The sequence below is a fragment of the Streptomyces sp. NPDC020801 genome, assembly GCF_044334385.1.
In the GTDB taxonomy this organism is placed as follows: Bacteria; Actinomycetota; Actinomycetes; order Streptomycetales; family Streptomycetaceae; genus Streptomyces.
Genome location: NZ_JBIRST010000004.1, coordinates 60,974 through 77,386 on the forward strand (window position 1 = coordinate 60,974; position 16,413 = coordinate 77,386).

Annotated in this window: 15 protein-coding genes and 1 riboswitch; of the genes, 3 read left to right on the plus strand and 12 right to left on the minus strand. The window is 71.3% G+C overall.

From position 1 onward, the window contains the following. Positions 1–7: 7 nt before the first annotated feature. The 3 genes from ACH4UM_RS10040 to ACH4UM_RS10050 form a co-directional block, all read right to left on the minus strand. Positions 8–1,381: a peptidase C39 family protein gene (locus tag ACH4UM_RS10040; protein ID WP_398176039.1), complete on the minus strand. Its 1,374-nt coding sequence runs from the start codon at positions 1,379–1,381 to the stop codon at positions 8–10. Between the two features lie 254 nt (positions 1,382–1,635). Next, positions 1,636–3,090, minus strand: coding sequence for an amino acid permease (locus ACH4UM_RS10045; protein ID WP_398176710.1), 1,455 nt, complete (start codon positions 3,088–3,090; stop codon positions 1,636–1,638). Positions 3,091–3,260: 170 nt separating this feature from the next. Further along, entirely contained in the window at positions 3,261–4,217 is a 957-nt protein-coding gene (locus ACH4UM_RS10050; RefSeq protein WP_398176041.1) for a hypothetical protein, read from the minus strand. A 258-nt stretch (positions 4,218–4,475) separates the two neighbouring features. On the opposite strand from ACH4UM_RS10050, the gene ACH4UM_RS10055 reads away from it, so the two are divergent. Both ACH4UM_RS10055 and ACH4UM_RS10060 read left to right on the plus strand, forming a co-directional pair. Beyond that, entirely contained in the window at positions 4,476–5,096 is a 621-nt protein-coding gene (locus tag ACH4UM_RS10055; protein WP_398176712.1) for a uridine kinase, read from the plus strand. 433 nt (positions 5,097–5,529) lie between these two features. Next, positions 5,530–7,395, plus strand: coding sequence for an AAA family ATPase (locus ACH4UM_RS10060; protein ID WP_398176043.1), 1,866 nt, complete (start codon positions 5,530–5,532; stop codon positions 7,393–7,395). Between the two features lie 88 nt (positions 7,396–7,483). Here ACH4UM_RS10060 and ACH4UM_RS10065 read toward each other — a convergent pair whose 3' ends face one another. The 9 genes from ACH4UM_RS10065 to ACH4UM_RS10105 all read right to left on the minus strand — a co-directional run bounded on the left by ACH4UM_RS10065 (position 7,484) and on the right by ACH4UM_RS10105 (position 14,881). Further along, entirely contained in the window at positions 7,484–8,569 is a 1,086-nt protein-coding gene (locus ACH4UM_RS10065) for a hemolysin family protein (RefSeq protein WP_398176045.1), read from the minus strand. Beyond that, positions 8,566–9,912 (minus strand): hemolysin family protein, encoded by a 1,347-nt coding sequence (locus tag ACH4UM_RS10070; RefSeq protein WP_398176047.1) that lies wholly within the window; start codon positions 9,910–9,912, stop codon positions 8,566–8,568. The genes ACH4UM_RS10065 and ACH4UM_RS10070 overlap by 4 nt, the downstream gene beginning before the upstream one ends. Positions 9,913–10,142: 230 nt before the next feature. Next, entirely contained in the window at positions 10,143–10,610 is a 468-nt protein-coding gene (locus ACH4UM_RS10075) for a PH domain-containing protein (RefSeq protein WP_398176049.1), read from the minus strand. A gap of 13 nt (positions 10,611–10,623) precedes the next feature. After that, on the minus strand, positions 10,624–11,472 hold the full coding sequence (hisG, locus tag ACH4UM_RS10080) for an ATP phosphoribosyltransferase (RefSeq protein WP_398176051.1): 849 nt from the start codon (positions 11,470–11,472) through the stop codon (positions 10,624–10,626). A 48-nt stretch (positions 11,473–11,520) separates the two neighbouring features. Further along, complete coding sequence (locus tag ACH4UM_RS10085; RefSeq protein ID WP_007491392.1) at positions 11,521–11,793, minus strand: phosphoribosyl-ATP diphosphatase; 273 nt, start codon at positions 11,791–11,793, stop codon at positions 11,521–11,523. Positions 11,794–11,827: 34 nt separating this feature from the next. Further along, a complete protein-coding gene (gene ribH / locus ACH4UM_RS10090; protein ID WP_398176053.1) occupies positions 11,828–12,313 on the minus strand; it encodes a 6,7-dimethyl-8-ribityllumazine synthase in 486 nt (161 codons plus the stop codon). Positions 12,314–12,336: 23 nt separating this feature from the next. Continuing rightward, positions 12,337–13,635 carry a bifunctional 3,4-dihydroxy-2-butanone-4-phosphate synthase/GTP cyclohydrolase II gene (locus tag ACH4UM_RS10095; protein WP_398176055.1) on the minus strand — a complete coding sequence of 433 codons (1,299 nt, stop codon included), beginning with the start codon at positions 13,633–13,635 and terminating at the stop codon, positions 12,337–12,339. After that, a complete protein-coding gene (gene pnuC, locus ACH4UM_RS10100) occupies positions 13,632–14,276 on the minus strand; it encodes a nicotinamide riboside transporter PnuC (RefSeq protein WP_398176057.1) in 645 nt (214 codons plus the stop codon). Before pnuC ends, ACH4UM_RS10095 begins: the two co-directional genes overlap by 4 nt. Next, positions 14,273–14,881, minus strand: a complete 609-nt coding sequence (locus tag ACH4UM_RS10105) for a riboflavin synthase (protein WP_398176059.1) — start codon at positions 14,879–14,881, stop codon at positions 14,273–14,275. The genes pnuC and ACH4UM_RS10105 overlap by 4 nt, the downstream gene beginning before the upstream one ends. Positions 14,882–15,034: 153 nt before the next feature. Beyond that, a riboswitch (FMN riboswitch) is annotated at positions 15,035–15,165 on the minus strand. A gap of 279 nt (positions 15,166–15,444) precedes the next feature. On the opposite strand from ACH4UM_RS10105, the gene ACH4UM_RS10110 reads away from it, so the two are divergent. Then, positions 15,445–16,413 carry an RNA polymerase sigma-70 factor gene (locus tag ACH4UM_RS10110; protein WP_398176061.1) on the plus strand — a complete coding sequence of 323 codons (969 nt, stop codon included), beginning with the start codon at positions 15,445–15,447 and terminating at the stop codon, positions 16,411–16,413.

Below are 16,413 nucleotides of genomic sequence, written 5' to 3' on the forward strand. Positions count from 1 at the left end.
AGTGCGGTCAGCGCACACCGACCTCGGCGAGCGCCTGGCACTGGCGGGCCGTGGGGTGGGCCGGGAAGTACAGGTAGCAGACGCCGCCCGTGCCGGAGACGACCTTGCCGGAGGCGTTGTACCGCTTGGTCCTGAGCCAGATGTTCTCGAACTCCCGGCGCCGGTAGACGCGCCGGACCGCCTCGTCGGTGGGCGAGGCCGGGTCGTTGGCGATCACATCTCCCGCGGCGGTGAACCCGATGACGGTCATCAGGTGGCCGGAGGTGCCGTAACCGGCTCCGGTCAGCTCGGACTTGAGGAAGGACTGGGACGTCATGGCCGGGACGCCGGAGGCGATCAGCGTCTGGAGGTCGGTGAGCGAACCGAGCCGGGTGACCACGCCCTGCAGGCCCTTGAAGGTGGCCGCGTAGGCGGCGTTGAACGGCCAGTTGCCGCACCCTGCGTACTGGTAGTCGTACGTGTACCGGGCCGCGTGGCAGACCTGCGGGTCGGCGTAGGACGGGTCGACCCAGGACAGTTCACCGGGGGTGAGCCGGCCGCCCCAGTACTCGACGATCATCTGCGAGGAGGTGGGGCTGCACCAGGCCTCGCCGCCGTTGTCGTACTCGGGGTACTGGCCGGCGTGGATCTCCTGCGAGTAGCGCGGGACGACGAGTTCCCCGGCCGGGCCGGGCGTGGAGGCGGGGACGGTGAAACGGTCGGGGACGTCGGACCCCATGCCGCCGAGCCGCCAGACGGTGGGGGTGAGCTTGGTGCCGGGCCTGCGGTAGAGGGTGAGTCGCAGCCGGTAGGAGGCCAGGCGCAGTCCGGAGGCCGGGGCGTCGACGGCGAAGGTGTCCGTCCCGATGCTGCTCCTGCCGTCGCTCTGGCCGTCGACGGAGGTCCGCTTGATGTCCTGGTCGCCGGCCGCCCAGCGGCCCATCACGTACCAGGGGGTGTCCGTGCCGTCGGAGTACGTGCCCCGCAGCTCGACCTGGAGCCAGGTGCCGGCCGGGGTCTGCGCGTTCCAGGAGGCGACCGCCTCGGTGGCGGGCACGGGGAGCCGGTGGACCGGGGAGGTCCAGGTCGCGTACTCCCAGGTGGCGGTGGTGCCGGTGTGCGGGTCGGTGTAGTCGGTGGTGCCCGCGGGGGCGGCGATCTCGACGCCGGGGCGCGGGCCCGCGACCGGGCTGGTGCCGTGGGAGGTGCCGCTGCGCCAGTCGGTGTACGTGGTCCAGGCCCGGTAGTCGACGGGGCGGGTAGAGCTCGTCACGGCGCCGGTGTCCGAGGTCTGTTCGGCGGTGGTTGCGGCAGCGGCCGCCGGAGTCGCGCCGCCTGCCACGGCGGCGGCCACCGTGGCGGCCAGGACGGATCTGCGGGACGGTTGTTCGGCTCTGCTCATGGGTGGGAGACCCCCAGGTGTCCGAGTCGGGGCGGGTGGCGGGTCCGTGCACGGCTGTGCGCCCACTATGACCGCGGCGACGGGCCGCGGCCAGCATCTTGCACGACGCCACGCCCACCAATATTGGTCTCCACCACTGGCATGACCTGCGCGTCCGTGCAGACACCCGCGCCTTCGGGCGGTGCCGGCCCCACTCCCGCCGTCCGGCGGGTGCGGGTCCCCCGGGGTGCCCGCTCCCGCCGTCCGGTGGGTGGTCAGATGAGGTCCATCGCCGCGATCTCGTCCGGGCGGCCGTAGCTGACCGGGCCCTGGAAGTGGCGGCGGGCGCTGGTGAACCACCACAACGTGGCGATGAACAGGACGACGGCGAGGGCGATGGGGGCGTAGTTGAAGGAGTCGACGGTGATCGGGGAGGCCTGGGGCAGCATGAACAGCACGCTGCTGAGCACGATCCACGTCACGGCCACCACGCCGATCGGGCAGCCCCAGCGGCCCAGGTGCCAGGGGCCGGGCTGGAACTCCTCGCCGAGCCGCAGCCGGAGCAGGATCGGCACGGCGTAGGCGAGGAAGAGGCCGACGACGTTGACGCTGACGATGGCGGTGAAGGCCGTGTGCGACCACCAGCCGGGCAGCACGAGGGCGAGCGAGCAGGCGACCGCCAGCCAGACTGCCTTGACGGGAGTGCGGGTGCGCGGGGAGACCGAGTGCCACCAGCGGGAGCCGGGCATGGCTCCGTCCCGGGAGAAGGCGAAGATCTGCCGGGTGTTGCTGGTCAGGTTGGCCAGGCCGCAGAAGAGCATGGCCCCGATGACGATCAGCAGCAGCGCCTTCGCGGTGCCCAGGCCCAGGGCGTCGATGAGGATCTGCACGGGCGGTGCGTCCGAGCCGGCCACGCGGTCGTAGTCGCGAATGCTGTACACGAGCGCGAGCATGAGGATCAGACCGGTGACGGCCGAATAGCCGATCGACCGGGTGATGCCCTTGGGCGCGTTGACGGTCGCCCGGACCGTTTCCTCGGACATGTGGAAGCTGCCGTCGAAGCCGGTGAAGGTCCAGCTGGTGACCAGCAGGCCGAGCATGCCGCCGTAAAGTCCGTTCGTGAAACCGGTGTTGTTCGCGAAATGCGTGACGAAGGACGCCGAGCGGTGCTGATCGGGAACGGTCACGAGAGCGGTCACGATCACCACGAGGCCGATCATCAGCCACCATACGGAGATCCGGTTCAGGACGGCGACCAACTGGACCGTGTAGGTGTTGGCCAGTCCCTGGAGCACGATGATCAGTGCGGTGATCAGCACCGTCTGGTGGGCGGTCGGCCGGTAGGACGGCCACTGGAGGGCGACGAACGCCTGGATGAAGGTGGCGGCCGCGTAACCGGTGGCGGCGGTGCCGCCGACCTGGCCGACGAAGTTCAGCCAGCCGGTGAACCAGGACCAGGCTCCCTTGTGCCGTTTGGCGAGTTTCCCGGCCGAGAAATACAGGGCCCCGCTCGTCGGATATGCGGAGGCGACTTCCGCCATGGCCGCCCCGACGAACAGCACCATGACGGAGACGCCGATCCAGCCGAACACGAGAACACGGGGACCGCCCGCGTTCATACCGAATCCGAAGGACGAGAAAATACCCGAGATGATATTGATGATGGTGAATGAGATCGCGAAATTGTCGAACGCCTGGAAACGCCGGGTGAGTTTTCTCGGATAGCCCATCGCGTGCAGCGTCGCGTCGTCGTCGAGCGCGCTCGGGTCCGCCTTGCCGCGGGCCCCGCGGGCGCTGTGTGCTCCCCGCGATCCGTGGGGTGCGCCGGCACCGGCGTGCGGGGCTCCTATCCGTTCGGGCACTGGTCGGCCTTTCTCTCGGTGGGGGGTCGGGCGAGGAATCACGGGGACTGGGGCACGGGCAGGCCGCACGCGCGCCGGGCCCGGGTGAGCTGCTCGACGGGGTCGCCGAAGACGCACCAGGGCATCCGTGAGGCGTATGGCCCCATGGCCGTGAGGACCGCGCGGGCCTCGAACTCCCGCTTGGCCAGGACGAGCGCATGAGCCAGGTAGGCCAGGTCGAGCACCGGCGTGAAGCGGTAACCGGCCACCGTGGGCAGCCAGTTCTGGTAGATCGCGAGCGCGGTCGAGCGCCACTGGGGCTGCTCCCAGACCCGGTCGGCGAGCAGTTGCGTGGGGTTGTAGCTCTCCACCAGCGCGACGAGCGGCAGCAGCCGCAGCGCGGAGTCGGCGGGCGCCCGCTGGCTCAGGAAGGCGGCCACGTCCCAGGCCGCGTTGACCGAGCCGCCGTACCGGGTGAAGAAGAAGGCCAGGAAGCGGTGGTGGGCCTCGCGGTGCAGGGGGTCCAGGGAGAGGATGTGCGCGAACAGCAGCCAGGGCCCTGGCGGGGCGGTCAGCAGCCCCTGCGGCGCCGGGTCGCGCAGCCGGTGCAGCCGGGCCATGGCGAGCTTGGCGACCCAGGGCGTCGGGTCGGCCGGGTCCATGGCCGAGGCCCGTTCGCAGGCGGACAGCGCTATCCGCTCCAGCGCCTCCGTCCGCGCATCCCGGGCGTCGGCCGCGCGCAGTGCCCTGAGCACCGCCACCCGCGCCCACATCAGCCCTGCCTCCGCGGTCGGCTCCTCGGCCAGCCAGCGTTCGGCGAGGTCGGAGTCGGCGGCCTCCGAGGCCAGCACCAGGGAACGGTGGGCCCGCAGCCCGAAGTCGCCGCGCGTCTCGGCAAGGGCGTCCCGGGCGCTCACATGGCGGCCGGCCCGGACGTCGACGCACACGCTCGCGAGCACGCGGTCGTCTGCCGCCGGGTGCCAGACGTACTGCCCCTCGAATAACCCGGCGGCCATCTTCCCCCTGTCCGTGCCGTACGACGTCTCACAAGTGAACACCAGGCACTTTACTCAGCACCGGGGACAACCGGAACGCCGATTTCGATATGTCCGCCTGCGGATTCGCGCGTATATCGGCGGAGCCTGACGCACACTCACCCGGTAGTTCAATACCGCACTAATTCAGGGGCCACCGAACACCACCGGACCGGACGGCCACTAGAATGTTCCCGCGAAATATGCCACCAGCCCAGCACGCAGACTCCGGGAACCGCCATTCACGCCCTCGCCGCCCGTCTCCGCCGCCTCGAACCCTCCTGCGGCCCGGTCCGCCTGGTCGGGATCGACGGACACGCGGGCTCCGGAAAGTCCACGTTCGCCGGACAGTTGGCCGAGGCGCTGGACGGCGCCCCCGTCCTGCACCTGGACGACATCGCCAGCCACCAGGAGCCGTTCACCTGGGACGGGCGGCTGCTGACCGAGGTGATCGAGCCGCTCACCCGCGGCGCGACGGCGCACTACTCCCCCTACGACTGGCGCACCCGCCGCTTCGGCGGCGCCCGCGCACTGCCCCCGGCGCCGGTGATCCTCATCGAGGGCGTGGGGGCGGGCCGCCGCGCGCTGCGCCCGCACCTGGCCCTGCTGCTGTGGATGGAGTTGCCGCACACGGCGGCCTGGGCGCGGGGGCGGTCACGGGACGGGGAGGAGCAGCGGGAGTTCTGGGACGGATGGGTCGAGGGGGAACGCCGGCACTTCACCGAGGACCCTTCCCGGCCCTTCGCCGATCTTCTGGTACGGCAGTTGCCAGAGGGATACGAGGTGTTGTCCGGGCCTGCTGGGACGGTTGGACCGGACCAGAATGTCACCCAACGTGACGACCCGTCGCCAATGTGGTGAGCTCCTGAAGATCCCCGCGGGGGCAACTTGGCCTGACTGCTTCAACTCGGCTTGACCGGGGGGCCGTACAGGTCTTACGTTCTCAATGTGCGGTCACTGCCGACCGCCTTCGGACGCGAAGCCCCCGATTGTTCCCCCGTGATCGGGGGCTTCGTTCTGTCTTCACCCCATTTCACAGGCGCTGCGCGACACCATCCGATCACCCTACGTGACCGTGCGCGATCTTGCCTCACCACCCCCACCTCGAGAAACGGCCTGTGCGGCACCCTTCGGCGGGCGGCGGCCCCGCAGGTACGATGCCCTCGGTGCGACCTTCGAACGGCTGCTTCGCGCACCTGCAACTCCGGTCCGCGGCACAGCGGTTCGACCAGAGGAAGCCGCCGGGCGACCGTCCGGCGGCGGACCTACGGGGGCACGGTTTGTGGGGGACTTGATGGACTTCGGCACGCAGGGTCCCGAGGCCCCGGCCGACCTCGCCTGGCTGCGAGGCGTGGACGCCTACACCATGGGCGCGTACCCGCAGGCCGAGGAGGAGTTCCGGGCCGCGGTGCGGATGGACCCCGGAATGGCCGACGGCTGGCTCGGGCTGCACGCGCTGCGCGTCGACACGACGACCGCGCTGCTCAGAATGTTCCGGCACCGCGACCGCTTCGGCGAACAGCGCGCCCGGCACCGCCGCACCCTCAACTCCTGGTACTGGCTGGGCTGGTGGGTGCAGCCCGTACTGGAGAACCCCCGCGACCTGCTGCTCGCGCACGCCTCGCACTGGCTGGACGGGCGCCACGTGCCCGAGCTGGACCGGGCGCTGGCCGGGCTTCCGCCGGTCGACGCCGACGCCCAGGTCCGCTTTCTGCACGCCTGCCGCGCCTACCTCGTCAAGGACTGGGAACAGCTGGTCCGGCACACCGACCCGCTGCTCGACGACCCGATGCTGGGCATCGAGGCAGGGCTGTTCGGCGGCATGGCCCGGGTCCGGCTGGAGATGTACGGGCAGGCCGAACCGCTGCTGTCGGCCGCGCTGATGCGCTGCCGCAGCGAGCAGCCGCAGCGCAAGGAGCTCAGGTACTGGCTGGCCAGGGCGCACGAAGGCACCGGGCGCAGCGCCGCCGCGCTCCCCCTGTACCGGGCGGTGCACCGGGTGGACCCGGCCTTCATGGACACCTCGGCGCGGCTCGCGGCGATCGCCGAGGGCGACGGATACGACGACGCGGCCGACCTCGCCGCGATCACGCTCACCGGTCTGGGGCAGGACACCGTGGACGGCCCGGACATCCTGGACCCGCTCTTCGGCACCGAGGGCCGTGACCTGAAGCTCGGCGAACCGGATCTGCCGGCCTCCGGTCCCCTCCCCTCGGTGGGCGATCCCGCGGTGCGCGAGCGGACCACGGTCGCCACTGGGCCGCTGCCGTCCGGCCCCACCGATCCCGCGTTGCTCGAGGAGGCGCTCGCCGAGCTCGAGCGCATGGTCGGCCTGGAACCGGTCAAACGGCAGGTCAAGGCGTTGTCCGCGCAGTTGAACATGGCCCGGCTGCGCGCCGGGCAGGGACTGCCCGTGCAGCCGCCCAAGCGCCACTTCGTCTTCTCCGGGCCCTCCGGCACCGGCAAGACCACGGTCGCCCGGATCCTCGGCCGTGTCTTCTACGCCCTCGGTCTGCTCGGCGGCGACCATCTGGTGGAGGCCCAGCGGGCCGACCTGGTCGGCGAGTATCTGGGCCAGACCGCCGTCAAGGCCAACGAACTCATCGACTCCGCGATCGGCGGGGTCCTCTTCGTCGACGAGGCCTATTCCCTGTCCAACTCCGGGTACGGCAAGGGCGACGCGTACGGCGACGAGGCGTTGCAGGTCCTGCTGAAACGGGCGGAGGACAACCGGGACCACCTCGTGGTGATACTCGCCGGCTATCCGGAGGGCATGGACCGCCTGCTGGCCGCCAACCCCGGGTTGTCCTCCCGCTTCACGACCCGCGTGGACTTCCCGTCGTACCGCCCCCTGGAGCTCACCGAGATCGGCAAGGTGCTCGCCGCCGAGAACGGTGACCAGTGGGACGACGAGGCCATCGACGAGCTGCGCTCCATCGCCGGGCACGTGGTGGACCAGGGGTGGATCGACGAGCTCGGCAACGGGCGGTTCCTGCGGACGCTGTACGAGAAGAGCTGCGCCTACCGGGATCTGCGGCTGTCCACGTACCCCGGCACGCTGTCCCGGGACGATCTGGCGACGCTGCGGCTGCCGGATCTGATGCAGGCGTACGGGGAGGTCCTGTCCGGGCGGGGCCCGCAGGATCCGTCGGCACTCTGACGGATCCCGCGGCCCGTGCGCATGCGTGACGGCTCGTGCGCATGCGTGGCGGACCCGTGCGCATGCGTGGCGGCTCCGCGCCGCGCGGCTACGTCGCCAGCACCTGGTCCGGCTCCCCGCTCGCGCGCGGCTCGGTCAGGCGCACTTCCCGCGCCACCCGGTGGGCCGGATCGCGTACCTCGCCGACCAGCAGTTCCAGTACGTCCTCCAGGGCCACCAGACCCAGCACCCGGCCGGAGGCGTCGGCCACCTGGGCCAGGTGTGTGGCGGCCCGCCGCATGACGGTCAGGGCGTCGTCCAGCGGCAGCTCGGACCGCAGCGTGGTCATCGGCCGCCATATCCTCTGCGGCACGGCCCCGTCGGAGTCCTCCAGGTCGAGGACGTCCTTGACGTGCAGATAGCCCATGAAGGCGCCGTTCCCGGCGGCGACCGGGAAGCGCGAGTAACCCGTTCGGGCGGTGAGCGCGACGATCTCGCCCGGGGTGACGGACGGGTCGACGGTCACCAGCGCCTCGCGCCTGAGCAGGACGTCGGTGACCGGACGGGAGCCGAGCTCCAGCGCGTCCTCCAGCCGCTCCTGCTCCTCGGGGTCCAGCAGTCCCGCCTGGCCGGAGTCCTCCACCAGCCGGTTGAGCTGCTCGCTGGTGAAGGCGGCCTCGACCTCGTCCTTGGGCTCGACGCGGAACAGCCGCAGGATTCCCTTGGCGCAGGCCCCGAGAGCCACGGTGATGGGCCGGCACAGGCGGGCGAAGGCGACCAGGCCGGGGCCGAGCCACAGCGCGGCCTTCTCGGGCGCGGCCATCGCGAGGTTCTTCGGCACCATCTCGCCGATGACGAGGTGGAAGAAGACCACGGCCGCGAGCGCGATCACATAGCCGAGGGGATGCACCATGCCGTCGGGCAGGCGCATCCATGTGAAGACCGGCTCCAGCAGATGGGCCACCGTGGGTTCGGCGACGGCGCCGAGGGTCAGCGAGCAGACGGTGATGCCGAACTGGGCGGCGGCCATCATCTGCGGCAGCCGCTCGAGGCCGTGGAGCACCTGGCGGGCCCGCGCGGTGCGCAGGGGTTCGATCTGGCTGCGGCGGACGGAGACGAGCGCGAACTCGGCGCCGACGAAGAAGCCGTTGGCCAGCACCAGCAGCGCGGCGAAGACCAGTTGGAGCACGTTCATCGGGCGGCCTCCACGGCGCCGGCGACGACGTCCTTGACGGGGGCCGTCCGGACCAGGCGGACGCGCTCCGCACGGTAGTGCCCGACCTGGCGCACGGACAGCCGCCAGCCGGGCAGCTCCGCCCTGTCGCCGGGGGCCGGGATACGGCCGAGCAGGTCGGCGACGAGTCCGGCGACGGTCTCGTAGGGGCCTTCGGGCACGTCGAGGCCGATGCGCTTGAGCAGGTCGACACGGCAGCTGCCGTCGGCGTCCCAGGCGGGACGGCCGTCCTCCGGCGGAGCGGGGGCGAGCTCGGGCACGTCCTTGGCGTCGTGCTCGTCGCGGACCTCGCCGACGAGTTCCTCGACGATGTCCTCCAGGGTGACCACGCCCGCGGTGCCGCCGTACTCGTCGACGACGACCGCGATGGGCTGCTCGCTGCGCAGCTGGGCCAGCAGCGGCTGCACGGGCAGGGTCTCGGGCACGAGCAGCGCCGGGCGGGCGATGCGGCCGACGGGGGTGCGCAGCCGGTCCTGCGCCGGGACGGCCAGGGCGTCCTTGAGGTGGACCATGCCGACGACCTCGTCGATCCGCTCGTGGTACACGGGGAAGCGGGACAGGCCGGTGGCGCGGGTCAGGTTGACCACGTCCTCGGCGGTGGCGGAGGACTGCAGGGCGCTGACCTTCACGCGCGGGGTCATGACGTGCTGCGCGGTCAGGTCGCCCAGCGACAGGGTGCGCACGAAGAGGTCGGCCGTGTCCTGTTCCAGGGCGCCGGCCCGCGCGGAGTGACGGGCCAGCGAGACCAGTTCGCCGGGGGTGCGGGCGGAGGCCAGCTCCTCGGCGGGCTCCACTCCCAGTGCGCGCACCAGGCGGTTGGCCACCGTGTTCAGCGCGGCGATCACCGGCCGGAACAGGCGCGAGAAGACGTGCTGCGGGCCAGCGACGAAGCGCGCGACCTGCAGGGGCCGGGACACCGCCCAGTTCTTGGGTACGAGCTCGCCGATCACCATCTGGACGGCCGAGGCGAGCAGCATGCCGACGACCACGGCGACGCCGGAGACGGCGCCCTCGGGGACGCCGGCCGCGGCGAAGGGGCCGCGCAGCAGCTCGGCCAGCGCCGGTTCGGCGAGCATGCCGACGACGAGGGAGGTGATGGTGATGCCGAGCTGGGTGCCGGAGAGCTGGAAGGACAGCTCGCCCAGCGACTGCACGACCGTACGGGCCCGTTTGTCGCCGTCGGCGGCCGCCTGCTCGGCGTCCGGGCGTTCGACGGTGACCAGGCCGAACTCTGCCGCGACGAAGAAGCCGTTGGCGAGGATCAGCAGGAAGGCCGCTCCGAGGAGCAGCAGGGGGATGGTCATGATGCCGCCGCCTCCGCGTTCGCACGCACCGCGCTCGGGCGGTCCGCGCTATGTCGGCAGGGGGCGGCGCAGGTACTGCAGGACGATCCGTCCATCGCCGGGGGGTGTCACTCCTCGGGTAGCAGGAACCCCTGGCGCCGGTCGGAGCTCAGGGGCGGAGGCGCAGCGAAGGCCTCCGCCACCAGATTAATCAAGACATCGGCGACTGCGGCAGGGTGGACGCCACAGAGTCAGCCCTGAGGTTCACCCGGGGACCGCTGCGGATCCCGGATGGAGCGGGCCTCGACGAGCGCCCGCAGGGTTCGGGCGTCGGCGACGGCGCGCTGCCTGGCGATGCCCGGCTGGATGCCGAGCGCGGGCAGGCTGGTGCCGTCGCTGAGGTTCAGGAAGACCCACGGGTCGCCGGGACGCAGGTTCACCTGGAGGATCTCCGCCCACTCCAGATGGCGTTTGCCGGCGATGTTGACGACGGTGACGCCGGATTCGTCGGCGACCACCTTCGGCCGGGAGAGCACGAGCAGCACCCCGGAGAGCAGGGCCGCCGTGAAGACGAAGCTCACGCGCTCGCCGGGGTTGAGCTGCTCCAGCTGCATCGCGACGGTGACGATGACCACGAAGATGGCCACCGCGGCCGTGAGCAGAACCACACGGGTGCGGGCCGGCCGGAACGTGACGGGAAGCTCGGGCAGGTCGGACATCTCTCGGTGCCCCTTACAGACGGCAGGCGTGGATGGCCGTGGTCAGGATGGCCCGCGCGCCGATGGAGTACAGGTCGTCCATGATCCGCTGGGCCTCCTTGGCCGGGACCATGGCACGGACGGCGACCCAGCCCTCGTTGTGCAGCGGGGAGACGGTCGGGGACTCCAGGCCCGGGGTCAGCGCGACGGCCTTCTCCAGCTGCTCGACCCGGCAGTCGTAGTCCATCATCACGTACGTCCGGGCCACCAGGACGCCCTGGAGGCGGCGCAGGAACTGCTGGACCTTGGGCTCCTCCGCGTCCGCGCCGGTGCGGCGGATCACGACCGCCTCGGACTTCATGATCGGCTCGCCGATGACATCCAGGCCGGCGTTGCGCAGCGAGGTGCCGGTCTCGACGACGTCGGCGATGACCTCCGCGACACCGAGCTCGATGGCGGTCTCGACGGCGCCGTCGAGGTGGACGACGGAGGCGTCGACGCCGTTGTCGGCGAGGTGCTTGGCGACGATGCCCTCGTAGGAGGTGGCGACCGTCATGCCGCCGAGGTCCGCGACGCCGTTCGCGGTGCCGGGCTTGGTGGCGTAGCGGAAGGTGGAGCGGGCGAAGCCGAGCGGGAGGATCTCCTCGGCGTTGGCGCCGGAGTCGATGAGCAGGTCGCGGCCGGTGATGCCGATGTCGAGGCGGCCGGAGGAGACGTAGATCGCGATGTCGCGGGGGCGGAGGTAGAAGAACTCGACCTCGTTCTCCGGGTCGACGATGCGGAGCTCCTTGGACTCCCGCCGCTGCAGGTAGCCGGCCTCATGCAGCATGTCCGCCGCAGGGCCGGAGAGTGAACCCTTGTTGGGGACGGCGATGCGCAGCATGAGGTCGGCTTCCTTTGTTCGGGCGTACGGTGACGGGGGTGCTGGTGCTCAGAGGTGGGCGTAGACGTCGTCCAGGGAGATGCCGCGGGCGACCATCATCACCTGGACGTGGTACAGCAGCTGCGAGATCTCCTCGGCGGCCGCCTCCTTGCCCTCGTACTCGGCGGCCATCCAGACCTCGGCGGCCTCTTCGACGACCTTCTTGCCGATGGCATGGACCCCCTTGCCGACCAGCTCGGCGGTGCGGGAGGTGGCGGGATCGCCGTGGGCGGCCTTGTGCTGGAGCTCGGTGAAGAGCTCCTCGAACGTCTTCTTGGACATGGTGGTCCCAACCCTACGCGCTCCGGGCGACTCCTCACCGCCAGGGTTCGGATACTGAACGCAGTGTCGCCGCGGTCGCCACCGCGGCGGTGACCGCCTCGTGCCCCTTGTCCTCGTTGGAGCCCTCCAGGCCGGCCCGGTCCAGGGCCTGCTCCTCGGTGTCGCAGGTGAGCACGCCGAAGCCGACGGGGACGCCGGTCTCGACCGAAACCCGGGTCAGGCCCTGGGTGACGCCCTGGCAGACGTAGTCGAAGTGCGGGGTGCCGCCGCGGATGACCACGCCGAGGGCGACGATGGCGTCATAGCCGCGGCCCGCGAGCACCTTCGCCACCACCGGGAGCTCGAAGCTGCCGGGAACCCTGAGCAGGGTCGGCTCGTCGATCCCCAGCTCGTGCAGAGCGCGCAGGGCGCCGTTGACCAGTCCGTCCATCACCTGCTCGTGCCACTGCGCCGCGATGACGGCGACCCTGAGGTCCCCGACGTTCCGGACGGACAGTTCCGGTGCACCCTTGCCGCTCACGTGTCTCCTCAGTGCTTTCGTGCTTACTGGTTGCCGCAGGTGGACACGGCGGTGGTGTCCAGCCAGGGCAGGTCGTGCCCCATCCGGTCCCGCTTGGTGCGCAGGTAGCGGAGGTTGTGCTCGCCGGCCTGGACGGGCATCGGCTCCCGGCCGGTGACCTTCAGGCCGTGGCGCAGCAGCGCGTCGGTCTTGTCGGGGTTGTTGGTCATCAGGCGGACGCTCCTGACCCCGAGGTCCTGCAGTATCTGCGCGCCGGCGCCGTAGTCGCGGGCGTCGGCGGGCAGGCCGAGTTCCAGGTTGGCGTCGAGGGTGTCGCGGCCGCGCTCCTGGAGCTCGTAGGCCCGCAGCTTGGACATCAGCCCGATGCCGCGCCCCTCGTGGCCGCGCAGGTACACCACCACGCCCCTGCCTTCCTCCTGGATGCGCTCCAGGGAGGCGTCCAGCTGGGGACCGCAGTCGCAGCGCAGCGAGGAAAAGACGTCGCCGGTCAGGCACTCGGAGTGGACCCGTACCAGGACGTCCTCGCCCTCGCCGAGTTCGCCGTGCACGAGGGCGACGTGCTCGACGCCGTCGACGGTGGAGCGGTAGCCGTAGGCCGTGAAGGCGCCGTGCGCGGTGGGCAGGTGGACCTCGGCCTCGCGGCGCACGGTGGGCTCGGAGAGCTCGGGGGAGCGGCGGTAGGCGATCAGGTCCTCGATGGAGATGATCGTCAGGCCGTGCTTGCGGGCGAAGACCATCAGCTCGGGCAGCCGGAGCATCCGGCCGTCCTCGCCGGCGATCTCGACGATCGCGCCGGCCGGGCGCAGCCCCGCGAGCCGGGCGAGGTCGACGGCGGCCTCGGTGTGGCCGTTGCGCACGAGCACCCCGCCGGACCTGGCGCGCAGCGGGAAGACATGGCCGGGGCGGACGAGGTCGGTGGGCTCGGCTGTACCGCCGGCGAGCAGCTGGAGCGTGGTCGCCCGGTCGGCGGCGGAGATCCCGGTGGTGACGCCGTGCGCGGCTGAGGCGTCCACGGAGACCGTGAAGGCGGTCTTCATCGACTCGGTGTTGTCCTCGACCATCTGCGGGAGGCGCAGCCGGTCCAGCTCCTCGCCCTCCATGGGGGCGCAGATCAGGCCCCGGCACTCGCTCATCATGAAGGCGACGATCTCGGGGGTCGCCTTCTCGGCGGCGATGACGAGGTCGCCCTCGTTCTCGCGGTCCTCGTCGTCGACGACCACGACCGGGCGGCCGGCGGCGATGTCGGCGACCGCCTGCTCGATCGGGTCGAGCGCGAAGTCCTCGATGTTGTCCGTGCTGTAGAGGATCGGGGCCGCACTCATGCGGGCGCTCCTTCCATGACGGGCCGCGCGGTCCGGCGGGAGCGCAGCCACCAGTCGCGCATGCCCCACAGGACGAGTGCGCCGTAGATGACGTAGACGAAACCGGAGAAGGCGAAGCCGTTGGCGAAGTTGAGCGGCACGCCGACGACGTCGACGAGCAGCCAGGCGAACCAGAACTCGACCATGCCGCGCGCCTGGGCGTACATCGCGACGATGGTGCCGACGAAGATGTAGGCGTCGGGCCAGGGGTCCCAGGACAGCGACGGGTGGGCCTTGAAGAGGGCGGCGACCGCGACCGTGCCGACGGCCGCTGCGCCGAGCAGCACCGCCCGCTCGCGCCAGGTGGCGAAGCGCACGGCGATGTGGCCGTCCTCCGCCCGGCCCCTGCCGCGGCTCCACTGCCACCAGCCGTACCCGGCGACGGCCATGACGACGACCTGCTTGCCGGCGCTGCCGGAGAGGTGCGCGGTGGCGAAGGCGGCGAAGAGGATCAGGCCGGAGAGGAACTGGGTGGGCCAGCTCCACAGGGAGCGGCGCCAGCCGAACGCGAGGGCGATCAGGCCGATGACGTTGCCGATCATGTCCGACCACTTGATGGGCTGGCCGAGAAGCGCGAACGCCTCGGAGTTGAGCCAGTTCACTCGGCCGCTCCCCGCGTGCGGTCGCCGAGCAGCCGCTCGACGTACTTGGCGACGACGTCCACCTCGAGGTTGACCGGGTCGCCGGGCTGCTTCAGACCGAGGGTGGTCAGGGCGAGGGTGGTGGGGATGAGGCTGACGGTGAAGTGGTCGGGGCCCGCCTCGACGACGGTGAGGCTGATGCCGTCGACGGTGATGGAGCCCTTCTCGACGACGTAGCGCGCGAGGTCCGCCGGGAGGGAGATCCTGACGATCTCCCAGTGCTCGGAGGGCGTGCGCTGCAGGACCGTGCCGGTGCCGTCGACGTGTCCCTGCACGATGTGGCCGCCCAGGCGGGCGCCGACGGCGGTGGGGCGTTCGAGGTTGACGCGGGAACCGGCCGCGAGGACGCCGAGGCTGGAGCGCTTGAGGGTCTCCGCCATGACGTCGGCGGTGAACTCGTCGCCCTCGTGCTCGACGACGGTGAGACAGACCCCGTTCACGGCGATGGAGTCGCCGTGCTGCGCGCCCTCGGTCACGACGGGGCCGCGGAGCCGGAAGCGGGCGGCGTCGCCGAGGTTTTCGACGGCGGTGACCTCGCCCAGCTCTTCGACGATTCCGGTGAACACTTCCCGGGTCCTCCTGCCTCTTCGGGCACGGACTCCGGGGCTGCCGATGACGACAGAGTGTACGAGCGAGGACATCCGGGGCGACGCCGGACGGGACCCGCCCGTGAGGGGCGAGCCCAGAGACGGCGGCGCACACATGCGTGTGCTCGCTCGCCGCGCACTGCCTCCCATCCGGACTTTAACCGTCGGTCCAGGAATTTCACCTGGTCAACCGGCCGCTGGAAGCGACCGGGTCGCGGACTGTAACCGCCGGTTCGGACTTTCACCGACCCCGGAGTGCGCTGCTACTGGTACAGGGCCAGTGTGCCACGCCCGATCGACGTCCATACGGACGATCGGTGTGGGCTCGCTCACAGAGTGCATCGCCAACCCCTTCCGGGTGCACGACCGGCCGGACTCCTCGGGCTGCGCGGCTGGAGGTCCGGCGGCGGGCAAGGGCCGTCGTCACCGCCGCCGGACCGGCCTGCGCGGGAGCCGCCCACGCCCAGAACCCTAAGAGGACTAGACCACGACGGTCAACAGGTACGGACCAAGCCCGGGTTCCGTTCTGACAGGGTGAACCCATGACGATCGACGAGGAGTTCGAGCAGCACCGGCCGCGGCTCTTCGGGCTGGCCTACCGGATGCTCGGGTCCGCCGACGAGGCCGAGGACACGGTCCAGGACGCGTATCTGCGCTACCGCGGCGCCGACCGCACGGCCGTCGAGCACCCGGCCGCCTGGCTCGCCAAGGTCGTCACCAATCTTTGTCTGAACCGGCTGACGTCGGCGCGGGTCCGGCGCGAGAGCTACGTCGGGCCCTGGCTGCCCGAGCCGGTGGTCACCTCGGACGGCACGCTCGGCCCTCTGGAGTCGGCCGAGCAGCGGGACTCCGTGTCGATGGCCGTGCTGGTGCTGCTGGAGCGGCTCAGTCCGGCCGAGCGGGCGGTCTACGTGCTGCGGGAGGCGTTCGCCTACGGACACCGTGAGATCGCCGGGATCCTGGACCTGACCGAGGCCAACTGCCGTCAGCTGTACCGCCGTGCGGTGCGGCGGGTGGGAGAACCCGGCGCACGCTTCCAGCCGTCCCCGCAGCAGCGGGAGCGGCTGGTCACGTCGTTCCTCACGGCGGCCCGCGAGGGCGACCTGGCCGGCCTGGAGAAGCTCCTCACCGCCGACGTCACCTGGTGGAGCGACGGTGGCGGCAGGGTCAGCGCGGCCCGGCGGCCGGTCGAGGGGCGCGAGAAGGTCGTCCGCCTGCTGGTGGGCGGGGCCGAGCGGTTCGCGGCGGGCCTGCACTACACGGTGCTCGAGGTCAACGGGGAGGGCGCGCTGGCCGCGTGGGCGGGCGACACGCTGGCCGGGGTGGTCGCCCTCGAGCTGCGCGAGGGCCGGGTGGCGCAGGTGCGGGTGGTGGTGAACCCGGACAAGCTGGACTTCGTACGGCGCCAGCTGACACGTCCGTGGCCGCCGCCTGTCACATCGGCGGAGGCTGTCCGGTCTCAGCTGGCGAAGGGCGCTCCGTCCGGGAGCACCGACGTCCGAAGGGACTGA